18 protein-coding genes are annotated in these 24,303 nt (G+C 62.8%); 7 read left to right on the top strand and 11 right to left on the bottom strand.

Annotated features, from left to right (window positions below; genetic code table 11):
* Window position 1 precedes the first annotated feature (1 nt).
* Window positions 2-1,597: an FAD-binding oxidoreductase gene (locus EQV97_RS28345; protein WP_240890514.1), complete on the bottom strand. Its 1,596-nt coding sequence runs from the start codon at window positions 1,595-1,597 to the stop codon at window positions 2-4.
* Between the two features lie 210 nt (window positions 1,598-1,807).
* Between EQV97_RS28345 and EQV97_RS28340 the strand changes: the two genes are divergently transcribed.
* Window positions 1,808-2,836, top strand: a complete 1,029-nt coding sequence (locus tag EQV97_RS28340; protein WP_122839942.1) for an AraC family transcriptional regulator — start codon at window positions 1,808-1,810, stop codon at window positions 2,834-2,836.
* A 126-nt stretch (window positions 2,837-2,962) separates the two neighbouring features.
* On the opposite strand, the gene EQV97_RS28335 is transcribed toward EQV97_RS28340, so the two are convergent.
* The 4 genes from EQV97_RS28335 to EQV97_RS28320 form a co-directional block, all read right to left on the bottom strand.
* Complete coding sequence (locus EQV97_RS28335) at window positions 2,963-4,408, bottom strand: SulP family inorganic anion transporter (protein ID WP_122839943.1); 1,446 nt, start codon at window positions 4,406-4,408, stop codon at window positions 2,963-2,965.
* Between the two features lie 219 nt (window positions 4,409-4,627).
* A complete protein-coding gene (locus tag EQV97_RS28330; protein WP_122839944.1) occupies window positions 4,628-5,521 on the bottom strand; it encodes an NAD-dependent epimerase/dehydratase family protein in 894 nt (297 codons plus the stop codon).
* 103 nt (window positions 5,522-5,624) lie between these two features.
* Window positions 5,625-6,536: a LysR family transcriptional regulator gene (locus EQV97_RS28325; protein ID WP_240890513.1), complete on the bottom strand. Its 912-nt coding sequence runs from the start codon at window positions 6,534-6,536 to the stop codon at window positions 5,625-5,627.
* 131 nt (window positions 6,537-6,667) lie between these two features.
* Complete coding sequence (locus tag EQV97_RS28320) at window positions 6,668-7,258, bottom strand: NAD(P)H-dependent oxidoreductase (protein WP_122839946.1); 591 nt, start codon at window positions 7,256-7,258, stop codon at window positions 6,668-6,670.
* A 158-nt stretch (window positions 7,259-7,416) separates the two neighbouring features.
* Between EQV97_RS28320 and EQV97_RS28315 the strand changes: the two genes are divergently transcribed.
* Complete coding sequence (locus EQV97_RS28315) at window positions 7,417-7,731, top strand: putative quinol monooxygenase (protein WP_122839947.1); 315 nt, start codon at window positions 7,417-7,419, stop codon at window positions 7,729-7,731.
* Here EQV97_RS28315 and EQV97_RS28310 read toward each other — a convergent pair.
* Complete coding sequence (locus EQV97_RS28310) at window positions 7,721-8,485, bottom strand: sulfite exporter TauE/SafE family protein (protein WP_240890512.1); 765 nt, start codon at window positions 8,483-8,485, stop codon at window positions 7,721-7,723. The two genes, EQV97_RS28315 and EQV97_RS28310, sit on opposite strands and share 11 nt — an antisense overlap.
* A gap of 312 nt (window positions 8,486-8,797) precedes the next feature.
* Here EQV97_RS28310 and EQV97_RS28305 point away from each other — a divergent pair, with 312 nt between their 5' ends.
* From EQV97_RS28305 to EQV97_RS28290, 4 genes are all read left to right on the top strand, one after another.
* Window positions 8,798-9,682 carry a LysR substrate-binding domain-containing protein gene (locus EQV97_RS28305; RefSeq protein ID WP_240890511.1) on the top strand — a complete coding sequence of 295 codons (885 nt, stop codon included), beginning with the start codon at window positions 8,798-8,800 and terminating at the stop codon, window positions 9,680-9,682.
* A 45-nt stretch (window positions 9,683-9,727) separates the two neighbouring features.
* Window positions 9,728-10,303 carry an NAD(P)H-dependent oxidoreductase gene (locus EQV97_RS28300; protein WP_122839950.1) on the top strand — a complete coding sequence of 192 codons (576 nt, stop codon included), beginning with the start codon at window positions 9,728-9,730 and terminating at the stop codon, window positions 10,301-10,303.
* 41 nt (window positions 10,304-10,344) lie between these two features.
* Window positions 10,345-10,716, top strand: coding sequence for a MerR family transcriptional regulator (locus EQV97_RS28295; RefSeq protein ID WP_240890510.1), 372 nt, complete (start codon window positions 10,345-10,347; stop codon window positions 10,714-10,716).
* Window positions 10,717-10,822: 106 nt separating this feature from the next.
* Entirely contained in the window at window positions 10,823-11,167 is a 345-nt protein-coding gene (locus EQV97_RS28290; protein ID WP_028624747.1) for a cupin domain-containing protein, read from the top strand.
* 85 nt (window positions 11,168-11,252) lie between these two features.
* Here EQV97_RS28290 and mmsB read toward each other — a convergent pair whose 3' ends face one another.
* Window positions 11,253-12,140, bottom strand: a complete 888-nt coding sequence (gene mmsB, locus EQV97_RS28285) for a 3-hydroxyisobutyrate dehydrogenase (RefSeq protein WP_225570481.1) — start codon at window positions 12,138-12,140, stop codon at window positions 11,253-11,255.
* A 10-nt stretch (window positions 12,141-12,150) separates the two neighbouring features.
* A complete protein-coding gene (locus EQV97_RS28280) occupies window positions 12,151-13,677 on the bottom strand; it encodes a CoA-acylating methylmalonate-semialdehyde dehydrogenase (protein WP_045060090.1) in 1,527 nt (508 codons plus the stop codon).
* A 149-nt stretch (window positions 13,678-13,826) separates the two neighbouring features.
* Between EQV97_RS28280 and EQV97_RS28275 the strand changes: the two genes are divergently transcribed.
* The gene (locus EQV97_RS28275) at window positions 13,827-14,774 is read left to right on the top strand and encodes a LysR family transcriptional regulator (protein ID WP_240890509.1); all 948 of its coding nucleotides are present in this window, start codon (window positions 13,827-13,829) and stop codon (window positions 14,772-14,774) included.
* Window positions 14,775-14,837: 63 nt separating this feature from the next.
* Here EQV97_RS28275 and recD read toward each other — a convergent pair whose 3' ends face one another.
* Genes recD through recC form a run of 3 tightly spaced genes read right to left on the bottom strand, consistent with a single transcriptional unit; the run spans window position 14,838 to window position 24,075 of the window.
* On the bottom strand, window positions 14,838-16,940 hold the full coding sequence (recD, locus tag EQV97_RS28270; RefSeq protein WP_240890508.1) for an exodeoxyribonuclease V subunit alpha: 2,103 nt from the start codon (window positions 16,938-16,940) through the stop codon (window positions 14,838-14,840).
* A complete protein-coding gene (recB, locus tag EQV97_RS28265) occupies window positions 16,937-20,626 on the bottom strand; it encodes an exodeoxyribonuclease V subunit beta (protein WP_240890507.1) in 3,690 nt (1,229 codons plus the stop codon). The genes recD and recB overlap by 4 nt, the downstream gene beginning before the upstream one ends.
* A complete protein-coding gene (gene recC / locus EQV97_RS28260) occupies window positions 20,623-24,075 on the bottom strand; it encodes an exodeoxyribonuclease V subunit gamma (RefSeq protein WP_240890506.1) in 3,453 nt (1,150 codons plus the stop codon). Before recC ends, recB begins: the two co-directional genes overlap by 4 nt.
* Between the last annotated feature and the right edge of the window lie 228 nt (window positions 24,076-24,303).

Below are 24,303 nucleotides of genomic sequence, written 5' to 3'. Positions count from 1 at the left end.
GTCACTCCTGCAGCAACGTGCCCGGGTTGAGCCGCCCGGCCGGATCGAAATGCCGACTCAACGCCTGCAAGGTGTCCATCGCCAGCGCCCCTTTCTCCCGCAGCAGATACGCCGCGTGGTCCTTGCCCACGCCATGCTGGTGACTGATGGTGCCGCCGTTGTCGACGATGGTCTGACTGGCCGCGTGCTTGAGCGCCTGCCAGCGTGCCAGGGTCGCCGGGTAATCCGCCGCCGGACGAAAGACGTAGGTGGTGTAGATGCTCGAACCTTCGCCATACACATGGGACAGGTGGGTGAACACGTGCACCTGCTCACCCTGGGCCGCGAGGGCGGCACGCAGGCTTTGCTCGATGCGCTCGAGCAGGTTGTCGACATTGCTCCAGTCGGTGGCGGTTTCCAGGGTGTCGACCACGTAACCGGCGTTCCACAGGTTTTCCCGCAGGTAGGGGAAACGGAAGCGGTTCTGCGCCCATTTCTTGCCGAGCAAGGTACCGGTGAAGACTCCACCGAAGGCCTTCAAATGCTGGCGGGCCTGGCTGAGCGACAGCGCGTTCTGCCGGCGGTTACCGGTGACGCCGAACGTCAGCATGCATTTGCCGGCACCGGCTCCCCGCAGGGCGAGGTATTTTTCCAGCCAGGCGATCTGCTGCGGATGACCGGCCAGGGCGAGCTGGGTTTCGGTTTCCAGGGCATTGGACAGGCGCAGCATCGACAACGGCACCCGCGCCTGGGCCAGCTGCCGGATCGCCTGCAGTGCGTGCGCCCAGTCGGGCAGGAATACCCCGTAGAAACGCTCATCGGCCGGCAGCGCACTGACCCGCACCTTGACCTGGGAAATGATGCCAAAGCGGCCCTCACAGCCGAGCACCACTTCGCGCAAATCGGGACCGGCGGCCGAGGCCGGAAAGGTGGCGATTTCCAAGGGGCCGGCAAAGGTTTCCAGCGTGCCGCCGGCGAACAACTGCTCGATTCGCCCGTAGCGCAGCGACTGCTGGCCGCTGGAGCGACTGGCGACCCAACCGCCCAGGGTCGACAACTCCCACGACTGCGGGAAATGCCCCAGGGTGTAACCACGGGCGCGTAGCTGACTCTCCACCTGCGGGCCGCTGGCCCCCGGGCCGAAGGTGGCCAGCAGGCTTTGCTCGTCCAGGTCCAGCAAGCGATTCATGCGGGCCAGGGACACCGTCACCACAGGCCGCACCGAGTCTGGCGGGTTGATGTGCCCGGCCACCGAAGTGCCGCCGCCGTAGGGGATCAGGCACAGGTCCTGGGCCTGGGCGAGCGCCAGCAACTGGCGGATCTGCCCGGCGCTGTCGGGAAAGGCCACGGCGTCGGGGTAGAGGCCGGGCGCCCCTTCGCGCAGCGCCAGCCAGTCTGGCAGGCTCTGGCCCCGGGCATGCAGCAGGCGATCGTGCGGCTCGATACTGTACAGCCCATGCGCCGCCAGCCGCGAAGCCGGCACCCTGGCCAGCGCTTCTTCGAGCGTTGCATCGGGCAATACACGACCGACACCCAGCCGCTCGGCGAGAAATCCCGCGCCCTGGGCCGGTAATTCGACCACCGTGGTTGCCTCTCCCCAGCCGTTCCAGCGTCGCATGCGTGTGTCCTTTTGCGGTTCTTACAAGTGATGTTCCAGACACCCATACTAGCCAGCCCACCAAAAGTGTCACGGTCGCATCCGGCCACTTGGAGTAGCCAATTGAGTCAAACACCGCGCCAGGACAGGCCATTTACTTTCGCGGTGGTTTCACACTACCTTTCAGGGTATTCATCCGCACATGCGGACCTTGATCAAAGGAACACGATCATGCAATCGCTGGGCTTCACTTCGGTTCCGCCACTGCTCAAATACCTGCGTTATGCCGAACAACTGGGTGTCGCCACCGAGCCGGCGCTGGCGGCGGCCGGGTTGCAGGCGCAACAGTTGAGCGACAACAGCCTGCGGTTGCCGGGCGAGGTCCATGAGCGGTTGCTCGACTACTTCTGCGACCACTCGGCAGACCCGCTGTTCGGCCTCAACTCGGCGCGTTTCGTGCTGCCCAACTCCTGGAGTGTGCTGGGTTACATCACCATGAACTGCGCGACCCTTGGCGATGCCATGAGCCGCATCATGCCGTTCGAAAAACTGGTCGGCGACATGGGCGTCAGCCGCGCCGAGGTGCAGGGCGCACAGGTGCACCTGATCTGGACCTGCCGTCACCAACGCCCGCGCATCCGCCGGCACCTGGTGGAAAATGTCCTCGGCTCCTGGCTCCAATATGCGCGCTGGATTGCCGACACCCAGCTGGCGCCGGCGGCGGTGTGGCTTGAGCACGCGCAGCCGGACGAAACCACGCTGGCACAGTACGAGGCGTTTTTCGACTGCCCGGTGTTGTTTGAGCAGCCCTACTCGGCGCTGATCGTGCCGCTGCCCTACCTGCAGCTGCCCTTGCGGCAGGCCGATGCGCAACTGCTGCGCACCCTGGAAGAACATGCGCTGGGGTTAATGGCGACCCTGGAGGATGCGTCGCTGCAGGAACGGGTCAAGGGCATCCTGCGCCAGCTGCTCAAGGAAGGATTGCCACGCAAGGAACAAGTGGCCGAACAGTTCGCCGTCTCGGTGCGCACCCTGCAACGCCAGCTGCATCAGGCGGGTACGTCGTATCAACAAATCCTCGATGACCTGCGCCAGGAGCTGGCGGAGCATTACCTGCTCAACAGCACGTTGCCGATTCAGGATATCGCGCAGTACCTGGGGTTTACCGAGGCCCGGTCGTTTCATCGCTCGTTCAAGAGCCGGCGGGGAATGCCCCCAGGGGAGTTTCGTCAGGTTCATCGAAGTGCCGAGCCAAGCTGACGCGAACCTGTGGGAGCCCGGCCTGCCGGCGATGGCGGTGGTGAGTCTCAGGCCGTCATCGCTGGCAAGCCAGGCTCCCACAGTGCATCGGGTGTGCGGGGTTGGGGATTGGCGCGAATTACCCAGTCAGTCGTGATTCACCCGGGCGCGCTTGAGCAGTTTTTTGCAGCGTTCGGACAGGTGCAGCACACGCAGGTGTTTACCGGCCTTGGCGTAGCGCTCGCGCAGGGTCATGAGCGCGGCAATGGCCGAGTAGTCGACGAAGCTCAGGTGGCGGCAGTCAATGGTCACCAGGTCGGGGTCGCTGGCGGGATCGAACTGGTTGAGAAACGGCGTGGTCGAGGCGAAAAACAGCGTGCCGTGCAGGTGATACAGCTTGCTGCCATCGGGCTCGATATGCGCATCGGCATACAGCTCGCGCGCCTGTTGCCAGGCGAAGTTGAGCGCCGCAATGATGATCCCGCAGAGCACGGCCGTTGCCAGGTCGGTGAACACCGTGATCACAGTGACCGCGACAATGACCAGCACGTCGTTCAGCGGCACCTTGTTGAGCACCCGCAGCGACGCCCAGGCGAAGGTCTGCTGTGACACCACGAACATCACCCCGACCAGCGCCGCCAGCGGGATGCGCTCGATCAGCGGCGACAGGAACAGCACGAACAGCAGGATCAGCACGCCGGCCACCACGCCGGACAGTCGACCACGGCCGCCGGAGCTGAGGTTGATCACGGTCTGACCGATCATCGCGCAGCCACCCATGCCGCCGAACACCCCGGAGACCATGTTGGCCGCACCCAGGGCCACACACTCGCGATCCGGATAGCCACGGCTCTCGGTGATTTCGTCGGTGAGGTTGAGGGTCAGCAGGGTTTCCAGCAGGCCGACCAGCGCCATCAGGATCGCGTAGGGGGCGACGATGCGCAGGGTCTCAAGGTTCCACGGGATGTCGGGCAGGGCAAACGTCGGCAGGCCACCGGCGATGTGCGCCATGTCGCCGAGAGTGCGGGTCGGCAGGCCCAGCAGGAATACCGCCAGCCCCACGCCGAGAATCGCGACCAGCGCTGGCGGCACGGTACGGGTCAGGCGTGGCAGCAGGTAGACGATGGCCATGGTGACGGCCACCAGACCGAGCATGATGTACAGCGGCGCGCCATTGAGCCAGGCGTCACCGCTCTTGAAGTGTTCGAGTTGTGCCAGGGCGATGATGATCGCCAGGCCGTTGACGAAACCGAGCATCACCGGGTGCGGCACCATGCGTACCAGCTTGCCCAGCTTGAGCAGCCCGAACGCCAGCATGATCAGCCCGCCCAATAACACGGTGGCCAGCAAATACTGCACGCCGTGTTGCACCACCAGTGCGACGATCACCACCGCCATCGAGCCCGCCGCTCCCGAGACCATGCCTGGTCGACCGCCAAACAGCGCAGTCAGGGTGCAGATGATGAACGCGCCGTAGAGCCCCATCAGCGGGTTGAGATGGGCGACCAGGGCAAAGGCGATGCATTCGGGGAGCAGGGCGAACGAGGTGGTGAGTCCGGCCAGGACATCGGCGCGCAGACGTTGTGGTTTCATGGGGTACCCAAAAATACGGGCCGCTGGGGCGTGGCCGGGAAAGAGGGTGGGGATGTTACGGAATTGGAGGGGGTCAGGCTACTTTGGGGAACTCGGAAACACCATCGCGGGCAAGCCCGCTCCCACAGTGGTCGCGCTGCTGCCCAATCCTGGGCATGGAGCCTGCCCTGTGGGAGCGAGGCTTGCCCGCGATGAACGATGACTCGGTCTAGCGCAAACTCACACCATCTCGTCACGAATCCAGTCAACCACTGAAGTCCGCTGCGGTGCCCAGCCCAGCAGTTGCCGCGCATGCTGGCCGCGCACCCGGCTGTTGGAGCCCAGGCCATAGTTGGCCATCTCATAGCCCCACTCAGCTTCGGCATCCTTCAGCGGCCAGTCCTGCGGCTCACCCAGCTTCAAGGCTGCCGCCATGGCCGTGGTCATGTCGATGAACGAGGCCTCGCCACTTTCGACGAAGTAGAACGTGCCGGGCACGTTGCGGGTCAGCGCCAGCAGGTACAGGGCAACCACATCCTCGATATGCACGTTGGACCAGATGTTCCGGCCGCTGCCAACATGGCGCACCACCCCGCTCTTGCGGGCCTGTTTGAGCAAGCGTGGCAATTGCACGCTGTCGCGCTTGACGCCCAGGCTGTGGCCGTAAATCAGTGTGTTGCAGATCACGGCCGAGTTCACGCCGTCCTGCGCCGCAGCAAGGATCAGGTTATCGATGGCAACCCGGGCGGCCTTGTCCACCGTCGGCTCCGGCAGGTTGTCTTCGAAGTAGATCACGTCGCTGGCCTTGCCGCCGGACGCATCGCCGACGATGCTCGACCCGCTGGTGTGCAGGAACACCTTGTTGGAACCGCGCAGTGCGTCAAGCAAGGCCTCCACCGCACCGCGGTGGTCGCTGCTGGCGGCGTTGATCACGGCGTCGGCAGCCCGGGCCTGAGCGGCAAGCAAGGCGCTGTCGTCCAGCGTACCGATGACCGGGGAGATGCCCAGGGCGCTCAGCTCGTTGGCCTGCTCTGCGCTGCGAACCAGGCCGGTGACCTGGTGGCCCGCCCGGACCAGACCCGTGGCGATCGAACCGCCGATGAAACCTGCAGCGCCGGTGACGAATACGTTCATGGAGAAACTCCCTGCGTGAATAAGTGATGGGTCCAGTATTGAGCACCCTGCCCATGGGAAACAGGCCGCAGCGCCCAAATCACTTTTGCGCTGGAGTCACGAATCAGCCGTTGAACTGCGCGTTGGCATACGCTGCCAGCTTGCCCTGGATAAAGTCGAGGAAGCATTGAATGCGCAGGGCAAGCTGCGAGTTGCGGTAGTACACCGCATTGATCGGCTGGCGATAACCGCTGTTGGAATCCTCCAGCAGCACCTGCAGGCGACCGGCGCGGATGTCTTCAATGGTCATGAAGTGCGACAGGCAGGCGATGCCCTGCCCCTCCAGCGCCAGGTGGCGAATCGTCTCGCCACTGGAGGCGCTGATGCTGGCCTGGATCGGCCAGCGGTCGCCGTGTTCATAGCGCAAAGGCCACTGGTTGAGGCCCTCGTTCTGGGTAAAACCGAGCAAGCTGTGTGCCCTCAGGTCCGCCACAGCCGTGGGCGTCCCGTGCCGCTCCAGATACGCCGGGCTGGCGACGATGTGCAACGGGCTGCACCCCAGGGAACGCGCGTGCAGGGTCGAGTCGGCGAGGGTACCGATGCGGATGGCGATGTCAGTGCTTTGTTCGAGCAGGTCGATGAGCAGGTCGTTGCTGTTGAGCTCCAGCTGGATGTCCGGGTAGAGCCGACGGAACTCGTCGATATACGGCACGATGGCGTGCAGCATGAAAGGTGCAGCCGCGTTGATCCGCAGGCGCCCGGACGGGGTCTGCTGGCGGGAGCTCAGGCGCTCTTCGAGTTGATCCATCTGGTCGAGAATCAGCTTGGCCTGCTCGAAGAAATACTTGCCCTCTTCCGTCAGGTCCATGCGCCGGGTGGTGCGGTTGATCAACGTGGTCTCGAGCTTGGCCTCCAGCCGCGACAACGTGCGACTGACCGCCGAAGGCGTTTGCCCCACCTGCTCGGCCGCAGCGGAGATCGATCCGCATTCAATCACGCAGACGAAAATCTGCAGTTCATCGGATCTGGCTTTCAAGGGTGTCCTCTTTTCGCAATTGCCCTGGCATCTGTCGCCAGGATCGCAGCCTGCGACGCTCGCATTCCACTGCAGGAGCTGGCGCAGGCTGCGATCTTTCAGGCCGTCGCATCCGATAGTAGCCTGAAACCCTATGCAGACAGGCCAAACACCTCGCTCAAATGCTGCTCATAACGGGCAATGTCGGCTTCAATGTTCGGGCGTTTCATGACGTCAACGCACAGGAAGGTGGGCAGGCTGGTCATGCCGAGGAACTCGTTGGCCTTGTGGAACGGGAAGTACACCGCGTCCACGCCCTTGGCTTCAAAGAAGTCCGTCGGATCATCGAATGCCTGCTGCGGAGCATTCCAGGTCAGGGACAACATGTATTGCTTGCCCTGCACTAGGCCGCCGCTGCCGTACTTCTGCGAGGCATCGGAGCGGGTGCGGCCGTCGCTGGCGTAGAGGCTGCCGTGGCCTTCAGTGAACACTTCGTCGATGTACTTCTTGACCGTCCAGGGCGCGCCCATCCACCAGCCTGGCATCTGGTAAATGATCACATCGGCCCAGAGGAACTTGGCCACTTCTTCGGCGACGTCGTAGCCCTCGTCGATGAACGTGGTCTTCACGTCCATGCCGCCTCGGTCGAGAACGCTCAGTGCAGTTTCGTGCAAAGTGGAGTTGTAGCGACCATCGGAGTGGGCAAACTTTTTACCGCCATTGAGCAACAGGACTTTTTTCATGAAAGGTCTCGGAAGGTTTGAATTCGATGGCGGCAGGGTATCGGCCCGCCTCGCGCGGAATAAGCCCTGATGCGACAAAACTCATTTGACCCACAAGCACGAATCCAGCACTTATTGTTGCCTTAGACTGCGATCCTCTAATTTGAGGAGATTTGCTGATGAGTGACATTCAGGGCTTTATCCTGCACGCCAAGACCCGCCCGGAAAAATCGGCGGCCTTTGAAGCGTTGTTCAGTGGCTACGTGCAAGCCAGTCGCGCCGAACCGGGTTGCATCGAGTACCACATGCTTCGGGACCAACAGGACCCGACGCTGTTTATCTTCTTCGAGATCTGGCAATCCCGGGCCCACCTCGATGTGCACTCCAACCTGCCGCACATGCAGCGGTTTCGCGAAGCGCGCATGGAGTATCTGGAACGGGATTTCGAGATACGCGCCATCGATATGCTCAGCCCCTCATCCGCTAGCCGCTGATCAGCAAGTGGCCGCCCAGCACGCCGAGGCCAATGAAAAATACCCGTTTGAACAAGGTGGCACTGATGCGCTGGCGCAGCCATTGCCCCAGCAACATGCCGGCCACCGCCGGGATCAGCGCCAGCAACGATGCGCCCAGCTCGCCCCCGCCCAGAGCGCCACGCCAGAACAGGCCGGCGCCCAGGGCCAGGGTCGAGACGGTGAATGACAGGCCCAGTGCCTGCACCAGCTGGTCCTTGCTCAAGCCCAGCGCCTGCAGATAGGGCACCGCCGGAATCACGAATACGCCCGTGGCCGAGGTGATGACGCCGGTCAGCACGCCGCACAATGGGGCGAGCCAGCGTTCAGCACGGCTGCCGACCTGCAGGGTGGGCAGGAACAACCCGCTCAAGGCGTAAAGCAGCAATGCCGCGCCCAACCCCCTCACGACCCAGTGCCCGCCAGCCATGCCAATCCACAGCGTGCCCGCTCCTGTGCCGAGGAAAATGGCCAGGAGCATCGGCCACAAACGTCTGACCAACTGCCGCAAATGCCCGCCGAATGCCAGCTGCCAGAGGTTGGTCAAGGTCGCGGGAATGATCAGCAGCGCGGCAGCCTGCGCTGGCGCCATAGCCAGGCCAAGCAGACCCATGGCGATAGTCGGCAGGCCAAGGCCGATCACGCCCTTGATCATGCCGGCCAGCAGGAAGGTGGCGATCACCAGGATTGACAGGGCGAGGCCGAGGTTTTGATAGAACGCAGTCAGAGTATCCATGGGTCTATCGTGGTGCTGGGCAGCGGGTTTGAAAAGCTGGCTTATACTGAGTGTGCCTCTTGCTGTGGCTGAGGCTAGGTTCCTGGTTGTGGCAGCCGACGCTTTCGCGGGCAAGCCCGCTCCCACAGGTCTGAGTGTCGTGCTCTAGATTGCGCAGCACCTCAATCACCGTTTGGAGTGCCGCTTTCGCGGGCAAGCCCGCTCCCACAGGTCTGGGTGTCGTGCTCAAGATTGCGCAGCACATCAATCACTGTGGGAGCGGGCTTGCCCGCGAAGGCGGTAACCCGAACAACACACCTCTATGGACCCACCATGCACTTCGACCTCACCGACCTGCGCCTCTACCTGAACATTCTCGACAGCGGCAACATCACCGCCGGCGCAGTCCGCAGTCATTTATCCCTGGCGGCAGCGAGTGCGCGAATCAGGGCGATGGAGTCATCCCTGGGAGTGGATTTCCTGGTGCGCGGCAGACGCGGAGTCACCCCCACCGCTGCCGGCAAAGCCTTGGCGCAACACGCCCGGTTGCTGCTGCAACAGGCCGACCGCCTGCAACAGGACCTGGCTGAATATGCCCAGGGCGTCAAGGGACAAGTCCGGTTGTTGTGCAACACCACGGCGATGAGTGAATACCTGCCCGAACTGCTCGCAGACTTTCTGCTCAACCATCCCAACCTGGACATCGACCTGCAGGAACTGCCCAGTGCGCGCATCACCCATGCGCTACGCCAGGGCGCGGCGGATCTGGGCATTGTTTCGGATGCCGTGGACAGCAGCGACCTGCAAACCCGCCCGTTTCGCGACGACCCGCTGCTATTGATCATGGCGCCCGACCACCCCCTGGCCAGGCTCGGCGCCCTGAGCTTCAGCGACACCCTGGCGCACGACTACGTTGGGCTCAACAGCAACAGCGCCCTGGCGATTCACCTGGAAGAACAGGCGCTGCATATCGGTTCCCGCCTGCAGATTCGCATCAGGGCCGATGGTTTCGATGGCGCCATGCGCATGGTCGCCCGGGGGGCCGGGCTGGCCATCGTGCCGCAGGCGGCAGTGGCACGCTGGCCCGGCGCGCCAGCGTTGCACAGCATCGCGCTGGCCGAAGCCTGGGCACAGCGCCAACTGCTGTTGTGTGCCCGTGACTTTGCGCAACTGCCCGGTTACGCCAAGGCGTTGCTGCATGCCTTGACTCCCCCCTGAGGGGCAGACTTTACCCTTGGGTTTTCCTCTTCAAGGACAGCCACGATGGGCAAACGGATTCTGGTGATTCTCGGTCACCCTTCGAGCAGCAGTTTTTGCGCCGCCGTGGCCGAGCGCTATACCCAGTCAGCCCTGCGTGCCGGGCATGAAGTGCGCCAACTGTTCCTCGGCCAGCTAGCGTTCGACCCCGTATTGCGGGAAGGCTACCAACAGGTTCAACCACTGGAAGCCGACCTGCTGCAAGCCCAGGCGGATGTCTTGTGGGCCGAGCAACTGACGCTGGTGTTCCCGATCTGGTGGGGCGGCATTCCAGCCTTGCTCAAGGGCTTTTTCGACCGGGTGTTCCTCCCCGGTTTCGCCTTCAAATACCGCAAAGGCAAAGCCTTCCCAGACAAACTCCTGCACGGTCGCAGCGCGCACCTGCTGGTGACCATGGATACGCCGCCCTGGTACTACCGCTGGTTCTACCGCATGCCCGGCTTGCATCAAATGCGCAGGACCACGCTGCAGTTCTGCGGCATCAAGCCCACCCGGACGCTGACCTTCGGCCCAATCCTCGACTCCAGTCACGCGCAGCGCGAGCGGTGGTTGCAGCAAGCCGAAGCTATCGCCAGTCGTTGAGTGCGCCGATAATGCCCGGGACTCGTTAAAGGGAATTATTGATGTACATCGGCCAGGCTGCGCAGCGCTCCGGAACCACGATCAAAAGCATCCGCCATTACGAAGCGATCGGCCTGCTGCCGGTGGCCGAGCGTCAGGGTAAATATCGCGTGTACGACCAGCAGAGCGTCGAACTGCTGGCCTTCATCAAATGTGCACAACAGTTGGGTTTCCGCCTCAAAGAGCTGCAGGCGATTTTCGCCGGCCATCAGGGAACCCAAGTCCCGTGGGCATTGGCCCATCAGGCCATCGCGGCGAAGAAGCAGGAGATCAGCGAGCGGATGGCTGCCCTGGCGCGGCAACACGCCCAACTGGTGGAGTTTGAACTGGGCATCGAACAGGCCCGGGCCGCTTGTCCGCTGGAGACGCTTTAGGCGCCTGCGCGTTTCTGGACACCCCGATGTCGAGCACAGACAACTCGCCAGCGGGCGGGCGCTATAGGGTGCGACTTCGTTCTTGCATCCACTGCCCGGAGTCCACATGACCGCACCTATTACCGTTCTTCGCGACACCCATCCCCTGCCGGTACTCGATGCCTGCAAATGGGAAAAACTCGAAGGCGATCCGCACACCGTCAATCTCAACGCCTACACCAGCGAAGACGGCAGCAAAATCATGGGCACCTGGATCTGCACGCCGGGCAAATGGTATGTGGAATACGTGAAGTGGGAGTACTGCCATTTCCAGGAAGGCTACTGCGTGATCACGCCGGAAGGCATGGCGCCAATCCATCTGCGTGCAGGGGATATCTTTGTCGTTGAGCCAGGGATGAAAGGCACGTGGGAAGTGGTCGAGACTGTGCGCAAGTATTTCGTGTTTGCCTGATGCATAGAAAAGATCGCAGCCTGCGGCATTCCCGTGTAGGAGCTGCCGCAGGCTGCGATCTTTTGCTTGTGCGAATTACCCGCTTTTACTGGGGTTTGCGATAGCTGTTGATGATCGCCGAGAAGTCCTTGCCACCCTCCCCGCGCAGGCTCATTGCCTGATACAACTGCTGCGCCACGGCGCCCAGCACCACCGGCTGGTGCGCCTGACGGGCCGCCTCAGTCGCCAGCCCCAGGTCTTTGAGCATCAGTTCGGCACCGAAGCCGCCGGTATAGCCGCGCGACGCCGGAGCGGTCTCGACGATGCCCGGCCACGGGTTGTACATCTCCGAACTCCAGCAGCGGCCGGTGGAGCTGTTAATGATCCCGGCCAGCACGCCGGTGTCGATGCCCAGGGCATCACCCAGGGCCATGGCTTCGCTGACGCCGACCATGGAAATTCCCAGTAGCAGGTTGTTGCAGATCTTGGCAATCTGCCCGGTGCCGACTTCGCCGCAATGCACGATATTGCGGCCCATCTGCGCCAGCACCGGTTGCAGCGTGGCAAACAGCTCGGGCGTGGCGCCGACCATGAATGTCAGGGTGCCGGCAGCTGCGCCACCCGTACCGCCAGACACCGGCGCATCGGCCATGGCCACGCCTTGCTTGGCAGCAGCGCTCGCTACTTCACGGGCCGTCTGCGGGTCAATGGTGCTGCAATCCACTGCCGGAACGCCTTCGCCAATCCCGGCGAGCACGCCGTCTTCACCCAGCCACACACTGCGCACATGCACGGCGGCCGGCAGCATGGTAATCACCAGCTCCGCACCTTGGGCCGCCTCACGGGCGCAGGCGCTGATGCTGCCGCCCAGTTGCTCCAGCTCGGCCAGCACGGTGGTGTTCAGGTCGACCAGCTTGAGGTCATGACCGGCCTTGATCAGGTTGCGCGCCATCGGCGCGCCCATGTTGCCCAGACCGATAAATGCGATTTTCATGGACCACTCCTTAGCGCAAGTTGATGGTGGTGTTCACACCGTCGTTGACGCTGTTGTCATCGAACCAGCGACTGGTGACCGTCTTGGTCTGAGTGTAGAACTGCACCACTTGCTTGCCATACGGGCCGAGATCGCCAAGCTTGGAACCGCGCGAGCCGGTAAAGCTGAAGAATGGGACCGGCACCGGAATCGGAATGTTGATGCCGACCTGGCCGACGTCGATTTCATTCTGGAATTTACGTGCCGCCGCACCGCTCTGGGTGAACAGGCCAGTGCCGTTGCCGAAGGGGTTGGCGTTGACCAGGGCGATGGCCTCGTCCAGCGTATTGACCTCCAGCACCACCAGCACCGGGCCGAAGATTTCCTGGGTGTAGATCTGCATGTCGGTGGTCACCCCGGAGAACAGGGTTGGGCCGACGAAGTTGCCTTGCTCGTAGCCGGCCACACTGATGTCGCGCCCGTCCAGCTCCAGCTTCGCACCTTCCTTGATGCCGCTTTCGATCAGGTCGAGGATGCGCGCCTTGGCGCGTTTCGAAATCACCGGCCCAACGTCGGTACCCGGCTCACTGCCGGCATTGACCTTGAGTTTCTGCGCCAGTGCTTTCAAGTCCGGCAGCCATTGCTTGGCCGCGCCCACCAGCACCACCACAGACGTGGCCATGCAGCGTTGACCCGCTGCGCCAAAACCGGCGCCGACCAGCGCGTTCAGCGCCTGTTCGCGGTTGGCGTCCGGCAGCACCACGGCATGGTTCTTCGCGCCCATCATCGACTGCACGCGCTTGCCGTGTTTGCCCGCCAGGTCGTACACGTGAGTGCCGACCGCAGTCGACCCGACGAAGGACACCGCCTTGATGTCCTTGTGGGTGCAGAGCGCATCCACCACGTCCTTGCCGCCGTGCACCACGTTGAGCACGCCCGCCGGAACACCTGCTTCGATCGCCAGCTCCACCAGCAGCAAAGTCGACAACGGATCCTGTTCGGAAGGTTTCAACACGAAGGTATTGCCGCAGGCAATGGCCATCGGGAACATCCACAGCGGAATCATCGCCGGGAAGTTGAACGGGGTGATACCGGCGCACACGCCGATCGGCTGGCGCAGGGTGTAGGTGTCGACGCCGCTGGCGACGTTCTCGGCGAACTCGCCCATCTGCAGGGTGCCGATGGAGCAGGCATGCTCGACCACTTCCAGGCCACGGAAAATATCGCCTTCAGCGTCGGCAATGGTTTTGCCCTGCTCGTTGCTCAGCACCACGGCAATGCGCTTGGAGTGCTCGCGAATCAACGCCTGGAGCTTGAGCATGATGCGCATGCGCGCGCCGATTGGCGTCAGCTTCCAGGTCTGGAAGGCGCGATGGGCAGCGGCAATGGCCGCGTCGACTTCCGAGGCGGTGGCAAACGGAACCTTGGCGAGCACTTGCTGAGTCGCCGGGTTGACGATGTCGTGCCACTCGGTGGACTGCGACTCGACCCACTCGCCGTCGATCAACAGCTTGACCTTCTGCACGGTGGTTTCGTTGGGCGTGAGCGATGCGTTCATGTTGGGTCTCCTGGACTTGTTGTTATCAGGGAGCCAAGGCGAGAAAGTCGCCTTGAGATGAGGCGTGTGTCGCGAATTGGTTGTCGGACGGTTTTTGGAGTATAGATGTGCAAACTTCTAATAAGAACGCACATAAAAGCCGGTCCATCATGCAAAAAAACATCACGTCTCTAGGCTCGCTGAATTGGGATGACCTCAAGTTTTTCCTCGAAGTCGCCCGCACCCGCAAGGCCAGCACCGCCGCCAAGCGCCTGGCCGTGGACTACACCACGGTGTCGCGGCGCATCAGTTCGCTGGAAACGGCGTTGGGCACGCTGTTGTTCGAAAAGTCCCGCACCAGCGGTTTTGTGCTGACGGCCGAAGGCCAACGGCTGTTGGGTTACGCCGAATCGATCGAGAGCACCCTGCACATGGCCTGCGAGCAGGTGTCCGGCTCAGGGGTGGCGTTATCCGGACATGTACGCATGGGCTGCACCGAAGGGTTCGGCAGCTTTTTCATCACCCCGCAGCTGAGCCATTTCGTCGACGCCTACCCGGCGATCTCGGTGGATATCCTGCCGCTGCCGCACTTCATCAGCCTCTCCAAGCGCGAGGCAGACATCGTCATCGCCCTGGAGCGCCCGGAGCATGGCCCGTACGTGTGCTGCAAATTGTGCGACTACCGCTTGCAGCTGTACGCGACCCAGGACTACCTCGACCAGCACCCACCCATCCGCCGCCCCAGCGACCTGGCCAAGCATGCGTTCATCAGTTATGTGGATGACCTGGCGTTCAGCTCGGAGCTGCTGTACCTGGCCAACGTACTGCCCGGCGCCAGCGCCAACCTGCGCAGCACCAGCGTCATCGCGCAGTTCGTCGCCGCGCAACAGGGCCGGTCGCTGGCCATCCTGCCGTGCTTCCTGGCGGCCCAGGATCCGCGGTTGCTGCCAGTGCTGCCGAGCGAGATCAACATCACCCGGCAGTTCTGGATGTACTGCCGCGAAGACCTGCGCAAGCTCAAGCGGATCACCCTGTTGTGGGATTACATCCGCGGGGTGACTGAGCAGAATCACGGGCTGTTGATGGGTGAGAGTCGCGAGATGCTGTTCGCCGATTAGCCGGCGGTACCACGATCGACACACGGCGGTTCTCGGTGCGGCCGGCAAGTTGGCAAATGTGCGTTACTGGCCGGGGGCCTCATCCAGTTCAAGCATCAGCCCGCTCAGGCGCTTGACCTTGCGCCGCACGGCCTCTTCGAATACGCCGGCACGGGGTTCTATGAGGGTGAACCAGTTCTTTGCCCGGGTGATCCCGGTGTAGATCAGCTCCTTGGTCAGGACCGGGTTGAGGGCGTCCGGGAGGATCAGTGCGGTGTGGGCAAACTCCGAGCCCTGGGATTTGTGCACCGTCATCGCGTACACGGTTTCGACGTCGTTGAGCCGGCTCGGCAGTACAAAACGCACACCACCTTGACCATCGTTGCGCGCGAATGCCACGCGCAACACCTGCTTCCCGGCTTCAGGCCCCTCGCGTTCGGGCAGCTTGAGCGCGATGCCGATGTCACCGTTCATCAGCCCCAGACCGTAGTCGTTACGCGTCATCAAAACCGGGCGTCCCTCGTACCACTGCTGATCGTTATCGATCAAGCGGGCCTTGAGCAGCGCGGCGGTCGCTCGCTGATTCAGGCCTTCCACGCCCCAGGGGCCCTTGCGTACGGCGCAGAGCAACTGGAAGGCGTCGAACGCCTGCAGCACCTGGCGAGCCCAGTCGGCCCAGCAAGGATCCTCAAGGGCTCGGCCAGGCGCCGGGCGCTGCTGGCGCAGCAGGCCGAGGTAATGCCGATAACCCTGCGGCCCATCGCCGTGACCTTCAAGCAGCAAACGCTCCAGCGCCCGGTCCTGTTCGCCCTTGAGTGACAGGCTGAACACGTCGTCATGGCTGCGGGTGGCCAGCAGTTTGCGCGCCTCTTCAGGCTGCTGCTGATTGACCCGGCGAGCCAGCTGGCCAATGCCGCTGCCCTCTCCGAAGCGGCGCGAATGGCGCAGCATCACCACTTGTTGCGCCAGGGGATGAGCGCCCTGGGTATCCTCGTGCAGGTCGCTGTTTGCCAGGCTTTCGCCACTGACCTGCTCCAGCCACTGGCGAGTCTGCGGGCTGTACCAGCCGGCCTCCGCGTCACGACACAGGTCGCCCAGCACGGCGCCCGCTTCCACCGACGCCAGCTGATCCTTGTCACCCAGCAGCACCAGTCGCGCATGGGCCGGCAGGGCATCGAGCAGATTGGCCATCATCTCCAGGTCGATCATCGACGCTTCATCCACCACCAGCACATCCAATGGCAAGCGATTGCCCGCGTGATGCCGGAAGTGCCGCGTCCCGGGCCGGCTGCCGAGCAGGCGGTGCACCGTGGTGACGTCCGAAGGAATTTTCGCCCGGACCGCTTCGCTGACTTCCAGCGTCCTGACCTGCTGGCTGATGGACTCGGTCAAGCGCGCCGCCGCCTTGCCCGTGGGTGCGGCAAGACGGATGCGCAGCGGCTGGCCAGCATCGACTGCGGGCGCCTGGAGCAACGCCAGCAAACGTACGACGGTGGTGGTCTTGCCGGTGCCGGGACCACCGGTGACGATACTGAATGCGCTGCGGGTCGCCAGGGCGCAGGCGAGTTTTTGCCAGTCGATCACTTCACCCGGCCTGGCGGGCCCGAACAGGCCGGTGAGGCGCTGGCTCAAATCCGCAGGGGTCACTTCGTGCTCAGCCAGGCGCTGGCGCAATGACAGGTCGATGCGTCGTTCGTACGCCCAGTAGCGCCGCAGGTACAGGCGTTTACCCGACAGCACCAAAGGCCTTTGCTGGGCATTCTCGCGTCCGTCGGCTGCCAATGCGACCAAGGGGCTGACCGCCAGCGCCTTGCACCAGTGAGCGCCATCCAGCGCCTCGAGCAATTGCGAGGGCAACACCATTGAGCCCCCTTGCACATCGCCTTCGGGTGGGAGGGACAGGGCAAAGTCCGGTTCCTTGAGAGTCTCGTACAGATCCAGGCACACATGCCCGTGACCCAGCTGGTGGCTGGTCAGCGCGGCCGCCAGCAATACCAGGGGATCGTCATCGGGCGCCAGCTCATGCAGAAAGGCCACGAACGCCTTGTCCAATGCACGCAACCAGCCGCGCTCGACCCAGCGCGTGAGCAACAGCAGCAAGTCTTCGGCGCGGCTCAAGGGTGCGAGGTCGGCCAGGCTTTCAGCCGCCAGTGAGGTGGGCAGCAGATCGGCGAAGGTGCGACTCATAGCAGTTCTCCCTGTTCCCAGGCGGGTTCGGCCTTGGGCTGCGGCTTGCCCTGGAACAGGCGATCAAGGTGTTCGATCAACTCCCGTGGCGGACGGGCGAAATAAACCCCCTGGCTGGCTGCACGGGTGCCGCGCAGGAACAGGTACAACGCACCGCCCACGTGACGGTCATAGTCGTAATCGGCCAAACGCGCTTTGAGCTGGCGATGCAGGGCCAGCAAGTACAGCACGTACTGCAGGTCATAGCGGTTGTCGAGGATCGATTGCTCCATCGCTTGCGCGGTGTACGCCGAGTCATCGACACCCAGCCAGTTGGATTTGTAATCCGCCACGTAATACCGACCTTCGTGTTCGAACGTCAGGTCGATGAAACCCTTGAACATGCCGTTAAGCAATACCGGTTCGGCCGCCACCCGCGCGACGCCGTTGTGAGTGTATTGGCGCACCAGCTCATCGAGTTTCAGCACGTCGACCTTGTGGCTGGCGAACCAGAACTCCATCTCGACCCGGTACTGGGTCAGGTGCTCGAACACGACCGGGGCCTGCCCTGCCCCCAGGTGCAGGGGCGATTTGAGCAAGTGCTGCAGCCAGTCGCTCAAGGTGGTAATCCAGCCTTCCCAGCCGCGCCGATTGCAGCGACGCGCAATGGCGTCTTCCACCGTTTGTGGGTTGGCGCAAAAGCCTTCACCACCGGCCCATTCCAGCAGCCCATGGAGAAAGGTGCCGGGGCCCGGCCCGCGAGGGAATCGATGGATGTCCGCGCCGCCGGCCGCCACTTCACGCGGAGCATTGGGGTCGAGGCGTTCGTCATCGAACAGTTTCTGTGCCTGAGGATTTTCCGGTGCTTCGTCGCTGCCGATACTCAAGCTGTCGCCGATACGCAAAGCGCTGTAGGAGGCGATCCACCAGTTTTCACTGGCCCGGCGTTTGGGCATCAGCGGCGCGAGCAGGCGCGCGTCGTTCTGCGGCGGCTGGTAGTGCTCGGCGGTAGCGGGCGGGACTTCGCAATAACGCAGGGCAGGACAATCTTGCTGAAGGTCCTCCAGCCAGCGTTTTAAACCGGCAGATTCCGCCAGCATGGCACCGCCACCCAATAGATAACCCAGTGCCGACAGGTGCAGCACCGAGCTGTTGTTATTGCCTCGCTTGAGATCGGTGACGCCTAGCCAGCAGGCGTGCTGCGCCCGGGTCAGGGCGACATACAGCAAGCGCAAGTCCTCGGCCAGGCGCTCGTGATCGGCCAGTGCGATCAATTCGGCCGTCGGCTTCAGGCTCATCTGCGCCTTGCCGTTGGCATCGTGGTAGTGCAACGGCAACCGACTGCCGTCCACCGGCTTCGCCGAGCAAATGAACGGCAGGAACACCAGGGGATACTCCAGGCCCTTGGACTTGTGAATGGTCACTACCTTGACCAGTTGCTCGTCGCTCTCCAGACGCAGTATCTGCTCTTCCCCCGCCTGGCCGGATAACGCCAGGTGTTCGGACAGGTGGCGAATCAGCGCCTGCTCGCCATCGAGTTCGGCGGCAGCCTGTTGCAGCAGTTCGGACAGGTGCAAGAGATTGGTGAGGATCCGCTCGCCATCGCTGCGGGCGATCAATGTCTGCGGCAACTTGAAGTCGTGCAGCAGGCGTCGCAGCATCGGCAAGACGCCCTGCTTGCGCCACAGCTCACGGTAGCTGCGGAACTGCATGACCCGCGCTTCCCATGCCAGCTCATCCTGATTGAGCCGTTCAAGTTCGGCCAGAGACAGGTTCAACGTGATGCAGGCCAGTGCGGCGCGCAATGGCCGCTCGACATCCGGCTCGGCGCAGGCCTTGAGCCAGGACAGCAGGTCATGGGCCTCCTGAGCGGCGAACACTGAGTCCTTGTCTGACAGGTAGACACTGCGCACGCCACGTGCCGACAGCTCGGCGCGTACGGCCTGGGCTTCCTTGCCGTCGCGCACCAGGATGGCGATATCCGCCGGCAGCAGACCTCTGAAATCCTTGCCGTCCTGATGGAATCCCGACCGTCGCTGTTGCCCGCTGTTGAGCAGCGCGGTGATTTCACTGGCGCAGGCGGCGGCCAATTGTTTGCGGTAGACCGCGCCCGACAGCGGTTGCTCGCCAGGCAGGTGCCAGATGTTCAGGGCCGGCACCGGGCTGCCCTGTATCTGCAGCACTTCCTTACGGCCCTGGGATTGGACCGGCAGAAATGGCACGGGATTCTCGCCGTTGCGTTCACGGAACAGGAACGCGCCGCGCCCCAGTTCACGCTGCTCGGCACGTTCGAACACATGATTGACCGCCTCGACCATGCCATGGCTGGAGCGGAAGTTGGTCCCCAGGGTATGCAGCCGGCCGGTGGTGGCCTGGCGCGCCCGCAGATAAGTATGAATATCGGCGCCACGGAAGGCGTAGATCGCCTGCTTGGGGTCGCCGATCAGGAACAGGCCGCAGTCGGGGTTGTTGTCTTCGATGCGATAGATGGTTTCGAAAATCCGGTACTGCACCGGATCGGTGTCCTGGAACTCGTCGATCAAGGCCACCGGAAACTGTTCGCGAATCAGCGAGGCGAGGCGCTCGCCGCCATCGGCTTGCAGGGCGGCATCGAGGCGCAGCAGCATGTCATCGAAGCCCATCTCGGCACGGCGCCGCTTCTCTTCTTCGAACCGGGTACCCACCCACTGGGCCGCGTGTTGCAGCACGGCCGCATCGGGAGTCGGCAAGTTATCCAGACTGGCCTTGAGCCCCGGCATCGCATCCAGCCCCGGGTGACTTGGCACTTCGCCCTTCCAGGCTTCGGCCATGCCGTCCGGGGTCAGGCGGGTGAAGCCGGTGCCGATGTCCAGCTGCTCCAGCGATTCGTCCGCGGCCCAGGCCTGGATCTTTTCAAACCAGGGTTCGAAATAACGCGCCTGCATCTTGCGCCCGTCGACGCTCTTGCTTGCGACGCCCTGGTGGCAGATGGCGAGCAGCTCCTGTGCCCATTGAGTCCAGGGCATCTTCAGCTCAAGCAATGCCGCCCGCCGTTCCTGCAGGCATTCGGTAATCAGTTGCGCAGGCTCTTTGCCGGCAGTGGTGCCACGCTCACTGGAGAACAGCCCACGCACACGCGGCAACAACGCCGCCGGGCCGCCCCAGTTTCCACGCACCCAGCTCAGTGCATCGCCTTGCATGGGGTAGCAGAACAACCGCCAGTAATCGCGCAGGACTTCACCCAGCAAGTCGCTGTGGTCAGTTTCCAGGCTTTGGGTAAACAGGCTGCCACTGTCGAACGCGTGCTCGCGCAACATGCGCTGGCACCAGCTATGGATGGTCGAGACCGCAGCTTCGTCCATCCACTGCGCCGCGATGTCCAGGCGGTTCGCACATCCGGCCCACTGTTCACCTGGGTATTGATCACGCAGGTCGGCGATCAGGGCGTCTGGTGCGGTTATTTCATCACGGAAAAAACGCGCCGCTTCAGCCAGGCGCGTGCGGATACGTTCACGCAGCTCCTTGGTCGCCGCGTCGGTGAAGGTCACCACGAGGATCTGCGGCGGCAGCAGTTCACGGCCGAAACCGGCGGACTCGCCACCGTGGCCCAGGACCAGGCGCACATACAATGCGGAGATGGTAAAAGTCTTGCCGGTGCCGGCGCTGGCTTCGATCAGCTGGCTGCCGCGAAGCGGAAAAGCCAGGGCCAATGGTGTCTTGTCGGTCATGCGCGCGAGTCCTCGCTGTTCAGCGAACGCCAGGGAGCTTGCAGCAGCGGTCGATACAATGCATCGCACCACCCGGGGAATGATTCATCCGCCGTGAGCGCGTCGTAGTCCTTGAACTGCCGGGCCAGCGCAGCACTTTCACGCCGTTCCCCGTCAGTAGTTAGGCCATCGCCTTCATAGGCTTTGCGAGCGGCGCCTTCGGCCTTCAGCGGGTCGGTCTGACCCAGCCAGGCGAAGGCCGTTTTCACGGCAATTGGCAGCGGCTGGCACATGCCGGTTTTCCAGGCCAGCAACAGATCGCCCAGAATGCCCAAAGCCTGTGCCTGCTCCATTGGGGCCAGCAGCAGACTGTCGTCACTGGCCACCAGCGCGGTGGTCATTGGCCAACCGCTGGCGCAAGCCACCAGATGGTTGACCCAGGGCCGTGTGAGCCGATGCCATTTACGCGCCTTGATCGCACCAATGCTGTTGGGGATAGTTGTCACCGACAACAAGCCGCCATCGGCGCGCTGATGCAGGCCGCTTAGCCAGCCTTCCAAGCGCAGGCCTTGGGATTCCAGGTTCACCGGCAACGCGCTGGCGAGTGGGGTCGGCCATAACGTCAAGAGTTGTTGATAACGCTGCAGCAGGTCCGGCAAGGGTTCGATCAATTCCCGTTGCAGGTATTCGCCAAAGCCGGCCATGGGCAGCAGGCCACTGTTCTGCAGGCGGATGGCGTGTGCAGCCAGTGTCTGATCCACGAAATCGGGTTGCCCCAGCGCCGCTTCCAGCAAACTGTCGCTGAGGCTGTAGCGTTGCAGGGCATCGAGGACAAAAGGCTCTTCATTGGCCAGGGGGGCTTCGGCCGCCTCAAAGAATATCTTCAAGCGTTGGCTGAAGAAGTGGCGCACCGGGTTGCGCAGGAAATCCTGAAGTTGCCCCAGGCTCAACGGCTCTTCCTGGACGTAGGGTTCAAGGGTCTCGAACCCGGCATCCGTTGCATTGGCTTGATGGAGGGTCTGCCATTCGCTGGCATAGCTGAACAGCCCATCGCCCTCATGGAAATAGCGGGCGCTGAAAGGCTGTAGCGGGTGTTCCTGGGTCATGGCTTCAAGCAGGTCCTGTGCCTCATCGGCCGAGTGCCAACCGCTGGCCAGGTGATCGCGAAGCTGGCCGATCAGAACCGAGGCCGGGCGTTCGCTGTTGTCGCGAATGCTACGGCCTACCCAGCTGATATAAAGCTGATCACGGGCAGAGAGCAGGGCTTCGAGCAGGAGATAACGGTCGTCTTCGCGCCGGGATCGATCGCCGGGGCGGTAATCGCTGCCCATCAGGTCGAAGTCCAGCGGCGGTTGCGCGCGAGGGTAGTCGCCGTCGTTCATGCCGAGCAGGCACACCAGCTTGAACGGGATGGCCCGCATGGGCATCAAGGTGCAAAAGTTGACTGCCCCGGCCAGGAACCGCTGGGATAAGCGCCCCTGATCGAGCCCCGCGAGCCAGGCTTCGCGAACCACGGTCAGGGGTAACTGGTCATGCAACCCAACCGACTCACAGGTCTCCAGCCAGGTTTCGCGCAACTCTTCCAGCTGGGCGAGCAAGTAGTCGTCGTGTTCGTTGCTGGCCTGGAAAAACAACTGGATCAACGCTTGCAGGCGCATGCCCCATTGTCCGGGAGCTGCAGGAGAAGCCAGCTCATGGTGAGCAATGTCCAGCGCATCGAGCAGCGCTACCAGCGGCCCGATCAGCGCGGCATCCAGGCCGCCGATCTCGTCATAGGGTTCGATGCCGCCGTAGGCACCAGAGCTGCCTACCGCGTAACCGAGCAACATCCTGCGCAGGCCGAAACGCCAACTGTTTTGCTCAAGCTCGGCGGGCAAGCCGAGATTGGCGCGCTGCTCGGCATTCATGCCCCAGCGGATGCCCGCACCTTCGATCCAGCGATGCAGGGTCGGCAGGTGCCGCTCCTCGACACCGAATCGCGCGCGCAATGCAGGAACGTCCAGCAGATCGAGGATCTCGCTGACGGGGAAACGACTGTCAGGCAGCTTTAGCAAATGCTCGACGGCGATCAGCAATGGATCGCGACCGCGTTGGCCCTGATCGGCGAGTGTGAACGGTATGAAGCGCTGGTCCCTGTGCTCCAGCTGACCGAATACTGCGCGAATATGCGGGGCATAGCTGTCGATGTCCGGCACCATGACGATGACGTCACGGGGCCTTAGCTCGGGGTTTGCACTGAAGCGGGCGAGCAACTGGTCGTGGAGAATTTCCACTTCCCGCTGGGCGCTGTGGGCGATGTGAAAACGGATCGACTGATCATGCTCAAGATCAACAGCCGGCCAGCGCTCGCGGGTTTCACCCAGGGGGCGCAGTTCGAGGATGTCGTCCTGCAGTTGATTGAGCATGTTCAGCGGCGTGCTGTCGCTGAACAGGTCGATACGACCGTCGCGAAACGCCGAGCGATAGCTGTTGGGATCGTCGTAGCTGTCGAGCAGGTTGATGTAGTCCCGACCTTGTTTACCCCATGCCGCCAGCAATGGATGCGCATGCTGATGGAGGGTTTGCGGGTCGAGTACAACGGGCATGCCGTTCTTGCGCGCCTGACGCTTGTATTGGTGCCGTAACAGGTCTTTATCGGCGACGATGTCTGCCCAATGGTGACGACATGGGTTGTGCACGCACAGTAGGACCTGACTGAAACGGGCGAGCCCGGCCAGCGCTTCCAGGGCCTGGGCCGGCAGCGAGGAAATCCCGAATACGATCACCCGCGAAGGCAACCCCGCAGGCGCTTCATCCAGGCCATTGATACGTTCGATAAACCGTTGGTGCACGCCCGCACGACTTTGCGCCATGCCCTGCTCACCCACATCCAGCAACAGTGCGCGCCACAACTCCGCTTGCCAGGCGTTGGCCGGAGTCAGCGGCTTGGCTTCGCCGCGTCCGTTGCGTAACTGGTGTCGACCTTCCGCCCAGTCTTCAAGCCAGTCAGCGCGGTAGACCTGGTATTGGTCGAACAGGTCGGCCAGGCGTTCGGACAGCTGATAACGCTTGCGCAAGTCGGTGTCGTTGGTGAGAAAGCGTTGCAGGGGCTCGAAGTGTGGCTGATCGATCACCTGCGGTAGCAGGCGCATCAGGCGCCAGGTCAAGGGCGCTTTATCGAGCAAGGATTTGACCGGAATTTCCTCGCGACCAAGGACCATGCGATACAGCTGCCACATGAAACTGCCGGGCAGTTGCACATCGATGGCAGCGGCAATTCCGCAGCCGCCCGTATCGTCGTCTTCAGGGTCTTCTGCCAGTGCCAGCTTGAGCCATTGGGCAATGCCGTTGCTCTGGACCAGGGCGATTTCGTTTTCCAGGGGGGCCAGCGGGTACCGCCGCATCCAGCTCACTACCAGGCTGCGCAACTCGTCCAGGCGGTTGCCATGAACCACCATAAAACCAGCACTGAGGGACGTCGCGTCCGGCATAAAGGCTTCCTTGGAAAAATACAAACGCCAGGGCGAACCTTAGCACTGTCGGCAGGCTGTGGCAGCCGGGAGCGGCCCGGTGTTGATGCGGGAATTTTCTCGCGGACAAAAACAAAACCCCTACCTGCATACGCAGATAGGGGTTTCGGAATTTAATCTTGACGATGACCTACTCTCACATGGGGAAACCCCACACTACCATCGGCGATGCATCGTTTCACTGCTGAG

The organism is Pseudomonas sp. TMW22090 (genome assembly GCF_022496665.1).
Classification (GTDB): Bacteria; Pseudomonadota; Gammaproteobacteria; order Pseudomonadales; family Pseudomonadaceae; genus Aquipseudomonas; species Aquipseudomonas gregormendelii.
The sequence above is the reverse complement of the archived record's forward strand: the minus strand, read 5'-3'. Positions and strand labels throughout refer to the sequence as shown.